The sequence below is a fragment of the Streptomyces sp. NPDC001781 genome (genome assembly GCF_053596035.1).
This window is the reverse complement of sequence record NZ_JBSFFI010000038.1, coordinates 42,754-52,049: the sequence shown is the minus strand read 5'-3', so window position 1 is coordinate 52,049 and position 9,296 is coordinate 42,754. Positions and strand designations below refer to the sequence as shown.

At 72.1% G+C, this 9,296-nt stretch carries 10 protein-coding genes; 7 read left to right on the top strand and 3 right to left on the bottom strand.

What is annotated here, in order from left to right; translation table 11 throughout:
• Nucleotides 1–224 precede the first annotated feature (224 nt).
• The 4 genes from ispG (at nucleotide 225) to ACWCV3_RS26300 (ending at nucleotide 4,934) form a co-directional block, all read left to right on the top strand.
• Nucleotides 225–1,382: a flavodoxin-dependent (E)-4-hydroxy-3-methylbut-2-enyl-diphosphate synthase gene (ispG, locus tag ACWCV3_RS26315; RefSeq protein ID WP_451228960.1), complete on the top strand. Its 1,158-nt coding sequence runs from the start codon at nucleotides 225–227 to the stop codon at nucleotides 1,380–1,382.
• Between the two features lie 195 nt (nucleotides 1,383–1,577).
• Nucleotides 1,578–2,426, top strand: a complete 849-nt coding sequence (locus ACWCV3_RS26310) for a GNAT family N-acetyltransferase (protein WP_451228957.1) — start codon at nucleotides 1,578–1,580, stop codon at nucleotides 2,424–2,426.
• 34 nt (nucleotides 2,427–2,460) lie between these two features.
• Nucleotides 2,461–2,991, top strand: coding sequence for a GNAT family N-acetyltransferase (locus ACWCV3_RS26305; protein WP_451228954.1), 531 nt, complete (start codon nucleotides 2,461–2,463; stop codon nucleotides 2,989–2,991).
• A 239-nt stretch (nucleotides 2,992–3,230) separates the two neighbouring features.
• The gene (locus ACWCV3_RS26300; protein WP_451228951.1) at nucleotides 3,231–4,934 is read left to right on the top strand and encodes a proline--tRNA ligase; all 1,704 of its coding nucleotides are present in this window, start codon (nucleotides 3,231–3,233) and stop codon (nucleotides 4,932–4,934) included.
• Nucleotides 4,935–4,989: 55 nt separating this feature from the next.
• Here ACWCV3_RS26300 and ACWCV3_RS26295 read toward each other — a convergent pair whose 3' ends face one another.
• The 3 genes from ACWCV3_RS26295 to ACWCV3_RS26285 all read right to left on the bottom strand — a co-directional run bounded on the left by ACWCV3_RS26295 (nucleotide 4,990) and on the right by ACWCV3_RS26285 (nucleotide 7,016).
• The gene (locus tag ACWCV3_RS26295; protein WP_451228948.1) at nucleotides 4,990–5,907 is read right to left on the bottom strand and encodes an aminoglycoside phosphotransferase family protein; all 918 of its coding nucleotides are present in this window, start codon (nucleotides 5,905–5,907) and stop codon (nucleotides 4,990–4,992) included.
• Between the two features lie 87 nt (nucleotides 5,908–5,994).
• Nucleotides 5,995–6,504 carry a ferritin-like domain-containing protein gene (locus tag ACWCV3_RS26290; protein ID WP_451228946.1) on the bottom strand — a complete coding sequence of 170 codons (510 nt, stop codon included), beginning with the start codon at nucleotides 6,502–6,504 and terminating at the stop codon, nucleotides 5,995–5,997.
• Complete coding sequence (locus ACWCV3_RS26285) at nucleotides 6,501–7,016, bottom strand: hypothetical protein (RefSeq protein ID WP_451228943.1); 516 nt, start codon at nucleotides 7,014–7,016, stop codon at nucleotides 6,501–6,503. Before ACWCV3_RS26285 ends, ACWCV3_RS26290 begins: the two co-directional genes overlap by 4 nt.
• 289 nt (nucleotides 7,017–7,305) lie before the next feature.
• Here ACWCV3_RS26285 and rimP point away from each other — a divergent pair, with 289 nt between their 5' ends.
• From rimP to ACWCV3_RS26270, 3 genes are all read left to right on the top strand, one after another.
• On the top strand, nucleotides 7,306–7,815 hold the full coding sequence (rimP, locus tag ACWCV3_RS26280) for a ribosome maturation factor RimP (RefSeq protein WP_451228940.1): 510 nt from the start codon (nucleotides 7,306–7,308) through the stop codon (nucleotides 7,813–7,815).
• A gap of 2 nt (nucleotides 7,816–7,817) precedes the next feature.
• Complete coding sequence (gene nusA / locus ACWCV3_RS26275; RefSeq protein ID WP_451228937.1) at nucleotides 7,818–8,804, top strand: transcription termination factor NusA; 987 nt, start codon at nucleotides 7,818–7,820, stop codon at nucleotides 8,802–8,804.
• Nucleotides 8,805–8,960: 156 nt separating this feature from the next.
• The gene (locus tag ACWCV3_RS26270; protein ID WP_451228934.1) at nucleotides 8,961–9,257 is read left to right on the top strand and encodes a YlxR family protein; all 297 of its coding nucleotides are present in this window, start codon (nucleotides 8,961–8,963) and stop codon (nucleotides 9,255–9,257) included.
• Nucleotides 9,258–9,296 lie beyond the last annotated feature (39 nt).

Below are 9,296 nucleotides of genomic sequence, written 5' to 3'. Positions count from 1 at the left end.
CCGAGCAGCGCGGCGGCCGGGTCTCGCCCCCCCCCCGCCGCCTACCCCCTCGCCGCACCGGCCGCGCCGGGCGCCGCGCCCGCCGCGCGCCCCCCCCCCCGCCCATCGGGTGGGTTTGCCGGGTGGGATGTGCTGGCGGACACCGCCGTGTCGTAATCTCAAAGCCTGGGTGCCCGCGGTTCACGGGACCGGATCTTGATCCACGACTTGGGGTTGCACAGCAGATGACTGCGATTTCTCTCGGCATGCCGTCCGTACCGACCAGGATCGCCGAGCGGCGCAAGAGCCGCCAGATCCAGGTCGGCTCCGTCGCGGTCGGCGGAGACGCCCCCGTGTCGGTGCAGTCGATGACGACGACCCGTACCTCGGACGTCGGGTCGACGTTGCAGCAGATCGCGGAGCTGACGGCGTCGGGCTGTCAGATCGTGCGGGTGGCGTGTCCGACGCAGGACGACGCGGACGCGTTGGCGACGATCGCGCGGAAGTCGCAGATCCCGGTGATCGCGGACATTCACTTCCAGCCGAAGTACGTGTTCGCGGCGATCGAGGCGGGCTGTGCGGCGGTGCGGGTGAATCCCGGGAACATCAAGCAGTTCGACGACAAGGTCCGTGAGATCGCGAAGGCGGCCAAGGACCACGGCACCCCGATCCGGATCGGCGTCAACGCCGGCTCGCTGGACCGCCGGCTGCTGCAGAAGTACGGCAAGGCGACTCCGGAGGCGCTGGTGGAGTCGGCGCTGTGGGAGGCGTCGCTGTTCGAGGAGCACGACTTCCGCGACATCAAGATCTCGGTGAAGCACAACGACCCGGTCGTGATGATCGAGGCGTACCGTCAGCTGGCCGCGAGTTGCGACTACCCGCTTCACCTGGGTGTGACGGAGGCGGGTCCGGCGTTCCAGGGCACGATCAAGTCGGCGGTGGCGTTCGGTGCCCTGCTCTCCGAGGGTATCGGTGACACCATCCGCGTCTCCCTGTCGGCGCCGCCGGTGGAGGAGGTCAAGGTCGGCAACCAGATCCTGGAGTCGCTGAACCTCAAGCAGCGGGGTCTGGAGATCGTCTCGTGTCCGTCCTGCGGCCGCGCGCAGGTCGACGTCTACAAGCTGGCCGAGGAGGTCACCGCCGGTCTGACCGGTATGGAGGTCCCCCTCCGTGTCGCCGTCATGGGCTGCGTCGTCAACGGGCCCGGCGAGGCCCGTGAGGCGGACCTCGGTGTGGCCTCCGGCAACGGCAAGGGCCAGATCTTCGTCAAGGGCGAGGTCATCAAGACCGTTCCGGAGTCGAAGATCGTGGAGACCCTCATCGAGGAAGCCATGAAGCTCGCCGAGCAGATGGAGGCCGACGGCATCGCCTCGGGCGAGCCGACGGTGGCGGTAGCGGGCTGAGAAGTCCTGTGCCCTGGAGGGGGAACCGGGCCGCGGGCCCCCTCCCCCTCCAGGGGCACGGGGAACTGCGCGACCAGCCCTAACGACCCCGCGCCCGCCGACGAACGCACCGCACCCGAACTGGAGGCGCACCCCCGAAGCAGCGCGGCTATAGTGCGGGGACCACAGCAGAACCCCCAGGGTGAGGCCCCGCACGTGTTGACCCAGACCACCTCACGGGTGCTCGAACCGAGCGACCTCGACGCAGCGCTCGCGGTCCTCGACCGCGAGCCCGTCGCCAACGCCTTCGTGACCGCCCGTGTCCAGGTGGCCGGCCTCGACCCCTGGCGCCTCGGCGGCGAGATGTGGGGCTGGTACGAGGACGGCATGCTCACCTCCCTCTGCTACGCGGGCGCCAACCTCGTCCCGGTCTGCGCCACGCCCCGTGCCGTCCGCGCCTTCGCCGACCGCGCCCGCCGGGCCGGCCGCCGCTGCTCCTCCGTCGTCGGCCCCGCCGGACCCACCGCCGAGCTGTGGCGGCTGCTGGAACCGCACTGGGGCCCCGCCCGCGAGGTCCGCACCCGCCAGCCCCTCATGGTCACCGACCACATGCCCGAGGACATCCAGCCCGACCCCTACGTCCGGCGCGTCCGCAAGGACGAGATGGACATGATCATGCCTGCCTGCGTGGCCATGTTCACCGAGGAGGTCGGCGTCTCCCCGACGGCCGGCGACGGCGGACTGCTCTACCAGGCCCGTGTCGCCGAACTCGTCGGCTCCGGCCGCTCCTTCGCCCGCCTCGACGGCGACGGCAACGTGGTCTTCAAGGCCGAGATCGGTGCCGCCACCGCCCACGCGTGCCAGATCCAGGGCGTCTGGGTCGCCCCCGATTACCGCGGCAAGGGCCTCGCCGCCCCCGGCATGGCCGCGGTACTGCGCTACGCGCTCTCCGACATCGCACCGATCGCCAGCCTCTACGTCAACGACTTCAACACCGCCGCCCGCGCCACCTACCGCAGGGTCGGGTTCGAGGAGGTCGGCGAGTTCATGAGTGTTCTCTTCTGACGGGCACACCGGGCCACCCCTGTACGCTCCCCGCATGGACCTCGTGATCGGCACCCTGGACCTCGCAGCCCACGTCGACGAGGCCCTCGCCGTGCAGGCCCTCGCCTTCGGCCTCGGCCCCGACGAGGTCGCCGTACGCCGCCAGATCGTCCAGCGCCACATGCGCACGCCCGGCGCCCGCGCGCTCGGCGCCACCAGCAGGGGCGCGCTGATCGGCTTCGTGTACGGCATGCCCAACTCCCGCGCCCACTGGTGGTCCACCGTCGTGGAGCCCTACCTGCGTGCCGAGGGCAACGACGGCTGGCTGGACGACTCCTTCGTCATCACCGAGCTGCACGTCCATCCCGGCCACCAGAACCGGGGTGTCGGCCGCAGCCTGATCACCCGCATCACCGACAGCGCCGCCGAACCCCGCTCCATCCTCTCGGCCATCGACACCGACAGCCCCGCCCGCGGCCTCTACCACGCCCTCGGCTACACCGACCTCGCCCGCCAGGTCCACTTCCCGAGCGCCCCCAAGCCGTACGCGGTGATGGGCGCCCCCTTGCCGCTGCGCCGCCGTTAACCGATTTCCACCCGCGCCCGAGCCCCGGCTAACCTCCTAAGGGCTGTCCCGTAATCCCCGGCGGGCGCGAGACGACAGCCACGGTGCCTCGCCGCGTTGTCGGATCGCCCACGTACGCCCAGTACGAGGGCGACCCTCCGCCTTGCGATGCACCGCATCCGCCGCCGCGCGCTCATCCACCGGGGATTACGGGACAGCGCTTAGCCATCACCTACATTTCCGGCAGGAGTACGAGAAACATGGCGAACGTACCGGTCCAGCGCATGTCCAAGTTGTTGGCGAAGACGCTGCGCGACGACCCGGCGGACGCCGAGGTCCTCAGCCACAAGCTTCTCGTCCGCGCCGGTTACGTCCGCCGCACCGCCGCCGGTGTCTGGTCCTGGCTGCCGCTGGGTGCCAAGGTCCTCGCCAACGTCGAGCGGATCGTGCGCGAGGAGATGGACGCCATCGGCGCCCAGGAGGTCGTCCTCCCCGTCCTGCTGCCGCGCGAGCCCTACCAGGCCACCGGCCGCTGGGACGAGTACGGCGCCGAGCTGTTCCGCCTCCAGGACCGCAAGGGCGGCGACTACCTCCTCGGCCCCACCCACGAGGAGATCTTCACCCTGCTGGTGAAGGACCAGGCGTCCTCCTACAAGGACCTGCCGGTGATCCTGTACCAGATCCAGTCCAAGTTCCGGGACGAGGCCCGTCCCCGCGCGGGCATCCTGCGCGGCCGCGAGTTCCTCATGAAGGACTCGTACTCCTTCGACACCGAGGACGAGGGCCTGGCCTCCTCCTACGCCCTGCACCGCGCCGCCTACCAGCGGATCTACGAGCGCCTCGGCCTCGACTACCGCATCTGCGCGGCCACCGCCGGCGCCATGGGCGGCTCCCGGTCCGAGGAGTTCCTCGCCCCCGCCGAGGCCGGCGAGGACACCTTCGCCGACTGCCCCAGCTGCGACTTCGCCGCCAACACCGAGGCCGTGTACTACGACCTGGCCGCCGTCGACGGCTCGGCCGTGCCCGCGCTGCAGGAGATCCCCACCCCGGACACCCCGACCATCGAGACCCTCGCCGCCTCCCTCGGCGTCCCGGCCTCCGCGACCCTGAAGAACCTGCTGGTCAAGGTGGACGGCGAGATCGTCGCCGTGGGCGTGCCCGGTGACCGCGAGGTCGACATGGACAAGGTCGAGGCGCACTTCGCCCCGGCCGCCGTCGAACTGGTCACCGCGGAGGACTTCGTCGGCCGCCCCGACCTGGTGCGCGGCTACGTCGGACCGCAGGGCCTGGGCGAGAAGGTGAAGTACATCGCCGATCCGCGCGTGGCTCCCGGCACCGACTGGATCACCGGTGCCAACAAGGAGCACACGCACGCCAGGAACGTCGTCGCCGGCCGTGACTTCGAGGTCGACGAGTACGTGGACGTCGTCGTGATCCAGCAGGGCGACCCCTGCCCCAAGTGCGGCGCCGGGCTGAAGCTGGACCGGGCCATCGAGATCGGGCACATCTTCCAGCTCGGCCGCAAGTACGCCGACGCCCTCAAGCTCGACGTGCTCGGCCAGAACGGCAAGCCCGTCCGCGTCACCATGGGCTCCTACGGCATCGGTGTCTCCCGCGCCGTCGCCGCCCTCGCCGAGCAGACCGCCGACGAGCACGGCCTGTGCTGGCCCAAGGAGGTCGCCCCGGCCGACGTGCACGTGGTCGCCGCGGGCAAGGCGCTCCAGACCGAGCTGGCCCTCGACGTCGCCGAGAAGCTGTCCGCCGCGGGCGTCCGCGTCCTGGTCGACGACCGGGCCGGGGTCTCGCCGGGCGTGAAGTTCACCGACGCCGAGCTGATCGGCGTACCCCAGATCCTGGTCGCAGGGCGGCGCTCCGCCGACGGTGTGCTGGAGCTGAAGGACCGCAGGACCGGTGAGCGCGAGGAGCTGACGGTCGAGGAGGCCATCGCCCGCCTCACCGCCTGAGCGGATGCGTGAGAAGGCCCGGCCGCACCGCGCGGCCGGGCCTTCTCACGTCCGGCTACAGCCAGGTGGCGAACTCCAGCAGCAGATCGGCGTCCTGCTCCCGGCCCACCCGGCGGGCCCGCACCCCGGACTCCACGGCCCGGAACAGCGTCCAGCCGCGCAGCCGCTCCCGGTCCACCTCCAGCGACTCCGCGAGCCGCTTGATCCGGCGCCGGGTCACCGCCGCGCCGGACGGCACCGCGATCAGGTCCTCCACCCGGTCCCGCACCAGCCGCGCCAGATCGAAGGCGGACTCGCCGACCACCGGGTCCGGGCCGACCGCCAGCCATGGCAGCCGCTCCCCGCCGAGCACCTTGCTCTGCCGGAACGTGCCGTGCAGCAGCCGGTGGTCCGGCGCCCCGGCCAGCAGTTCCTCGCGCACCGCCAGCGCCGCGTCCACCAGGGGCACCGAGTCGGGGTCCCGCAGGGCGCTCGCAGCCATCGCCTCGGCCTGCCGCCCCGTGCGCTCGGCCACCGTCTCGAAGCGGTGCGCGCCGTCCCCGGCCGGCGGGTCCACCCACAGGCGGCGCAGCGTCCCGGCCGCCTCCAGCAGCGCCTTGGCCTCCGGCAGCGAGCGCACCGACACGTCCGGGTGCAGCCGCTCCAGCAGCAGCGCACCCTCCGCCACGTCATCGGGCCCGCCGTCCAGGAGCTGTACGGCTCCCAGGCCGCCCCAGTGCTCCAGCGCGGCCCGCTCGCTCTCCGGCCGGGCCCGCGCGGGCGCGAGCTTCAGCACGGCGGGGCTGCCGTCCGCGCGCCGCACCAGCAGCACCAGGCTGCTCCGGCCGCCCGGCACCTGAACCCGGTCCACGGTCAACCCGCGCCCGGCGACGGCCCGTTCGGCCGTCTCGGGCAGTCCCGCCAGCCAGTCGTCACCGGGCGGCGCGGTCTCCCGGCTCGCCCGGACCAGTCGCCGGGGCGGTTCCAAAGCCATGCGCGAGTCGTTCCCCTTCTGCTGCGTCCGCCTGCTGTGCCTTACAACCGAAGGCCCAGGGAAGGCTACGCCTTCCAGGTACCCGGTTCAGGCCGTCGGAGACGCGGAAGGTCGGGTGTCCGTCGCGCCGGCGCGGCCCGTCGTGTCGTCGGTGCGTTCCGCGAGGCCGGGGAAGGCGAGTGCGTGGCCGGACCAGCGGACCGCGCGCACCGTCGACTCGCGCAGGGACACGGCGGCGCTGGTGCGGCGGGAGCCGCTGGTGGCGCGGACCAGGTCGGCGTAGACCCCGGCGAGACGTTCCTCCAGCTCCGCCGCGAGGCGCAGCGCGGCGGCGGAGTCAGCCACCGTGAAGGGCAGCGCGTAGGCGGGGCTCGCCGCCACCGGCTCGCCACCCAGGTCGCGGACCGAGCGGGCCAGGATGTCGCGGGCCGCGCGGTGGGCGTCGTACGCGGAGCGGGCCTCACCCCGCCGGGGCGTGCCGATCCGGCCGCCGACGACACCGTAGCCGTACACGGCCGCGTGCTCCGCCGTCAACGCGGCCTGGAGGGCGGTCAGTTCGGCCTGCTTCGCCTTGTCCGTCCTGCTGCTGTCGCTCACTTCGCCGCCTCCGTCAGCAGATAGGCGTGCGCGGAACCGGCCGCCGACACCGATGCCATCAGCCGGGCCAGCTCGCCCGGCACCTCCAGCAGCGCCGCCGCGCGACGATCCGCCACGGTCCGTTCGGCGGACGCCAGCGAGACCAGCGCCTCGCCGGCGTCGGCGGACGCGGTGGGCGCCGGCGAGGAGGACTTCGGCGCCTCGGCGCCCGTCTCCCTGTCGTCGGGCGTGCCGCCGAAGGCGTCCCGGTGCGCGGCCACCGCGGCCCGCAGCGGGGACAGCCGGTCGGCGAGCGCCGGATGCGCGTCGAGCACCGCGTCGTAGCGGGCCAGCAGATCGGCGCTGTCCCGCGCCGCGCGGGCGCGGGCGCGAGTGGCCGCCGAGGCCGCGCGCTCGGCGGGGCTCGACCCGGCCGAGCACCCCGTCAGCAGAGCGGTGGCACCGGCGAGGGAGGCGAGCAGGGTTCTTCTTCGCGGCCCCGAACGGGCGCGCGGCGGTGGGGAGTACGGCACGGCAGACGTCCTCGGGGAACTCGTACGGGGAGAGGCGGGACAGACTCGGGGAAGGGCACCGCGGAGCGGGGCCCTTCTCGAACAGGCCGCCCGCCCGTGATCACCGTACCCGCGCCCCGTCCCCGCACCACTCACCGGCACCGTCCCTCACCCCCGACCACCCACCGGACGGACGCGCGGGGGGTGCGTGCACACCGAGGGTGGACGGCAACACCCATCGCGACCGGATACCCTTTGACCAGACACGCGACCATCCCACAACAGCACACGCGGCCGAGGAGTCACCCGGATGAGCACCACCCAGAGCGAGAGGCTGCGAGAGCTGCTCGAACCGCTCGTCACCTCCCAGGGGCTGGATCTCGAGGAGATCGCCGTCGACTCCGTCGGACGCAAGCGTGTGCTGCGCGTGGTCGTCGACTCCGACACCGGAGCGGACCTGGACCGGATCGCCGATGTGAGCCGCGCGCTCTCGGCGAAGCTCGACGAGACCGACGCGATGGGCGACCAGGCGTACGACCTGGAGGTCGGCACCCCGGGCGCCGAGCGCCTCCTGACCGAACCCCGCCACTACCGGCGCGCCGTGGACCGGCTGGTCAGGTTCCAGCTCGCCGACGGCGGCGAAGTGGTCGCGCGCATCCTGGGCACGGACGACGAGGGCGTGGACCTCGAGGTCCCCGGTGTGAAGGGCCGCAAGGCCACCGACCGCCGGCTCGCCTTCCCGGAGATCGCCAAGGCGCGGGTGCAGGTCGAGTTCAACCGCAAGGACAAGAAGGACATGAAGGAAGAGGAGGAGGCGTAGCCGTGGACATCGACATGAGCGCCCTGCGGGGTTTGGTCAGGGAGAAGGAGATCTCCTTCGACCTGCTGGTCGAGGCGATCGAGTCGGCCCTCCTCATCGCGTACCACCGCACCGAGGGCAGCCGGCGTCACGCGCGCGTGGAGCTGAACCGCCAGAGCGGTCACGTGACCGTGTGGGCGAAGGAGGATCCGGAGGACGTCGAGGAGGGCCAGGAGCGCCGCGAGTTCGACGACACCCCCTCCGGGTTCGGCCGGATCGCCGCCACCACCGCCAAGCAGGTCATCCTGCAGCGGCTGCGCGACGCGGAGGACGACGCCACGCTCGGCGAGTACGCCGGCCGGGAGGGCGACATCGTCACCGGCGTGGTCCAGCAGGGCCGCGACCCGAAGAACGTGCTGGTGGACATCGGCAAGCTGGAGGCCATCCTGCCGGTGCAGGAGCAGGTCCCCGGCGAGACGTACCAGCACGGCATGCGGCTGCGGTCCTACGTGGTCCGCGTCGCCAAGGGCGTGCGCGGCCCGTCGGTCACCCTCTCGCGCACCCACCCCAACCTGGTGAAGAAGCTGTTCTCCCTGGAGGTGCCGGAGATCGCGGACGGTTCGGTGGAGATCGCCGCCATCGCCCGCGAGGCCGGCCACCGCACCAAGATCGCCGTACGGTCCACCCGTTCGGGCCTGAACGCCAAGGGCGCCTGCATCGGCCCGATGGGCGGCCGGGTGCGCAACGTGATGGGCGAGCTGAACGGCGAGAAGATCGACATCGTCGACTGGTCGGACGACCCGGCCGAGATGGTGGCGAACGCCCTGTCACCCGCTCGGGTGAGCAAGGTCGAGGTCGTGGACCTCGCCGCCCGTTCCGCGCGGGTCACCGTGCCGGACTACCAGCTCTCGCTGGCCATCGGCAAGGAGGGCCAGAACGCCAGGCTCGCCGCCCGGCTCACCGGCTGGCGCATCGACATCCGGCCGGACACCGAGCAGGTCACCAACTAGTTCCGGTCGTCCGCCCACCCGATCCGGTCCGGGGCCTGCCTTGATCACCGCAAAGATCAGGACAGATCCCGGCCGGATCGTGACCGTTCACCGCACTGCAACTGTTCGATCTCTGCCCCAAAGGGGTGAGGTCGGTACGGGGAGGTAGACTTAACCGTGTCTGGCCGGACGCACATCCGAGCATGCCCTGAACGCACCTGTGTGGGGTGCCGGAAGCGGGCGGCCAAGAACGATCTACTGCGGATCGTGATGATCGAGGACGCCTGCGTCCCCGATCCTCGCGGTACGCTGCCCGGCCGGGGTGCTTACGTACACCCGGCACCGGTCTGTCTGGACCAGGCGGTTCGCCGCCGGGCGTTCACGCGGGCACTGCGCGCCCCGCGAGCGCTCGACACAAACGCGTTGCGCCGATACGTCGAGCAGACGACAGTTGCCGAGCAGGCAACACCGTAAGAAGTGCCGCCCGGAACACCGCGGCGGCCTGGTACCTCG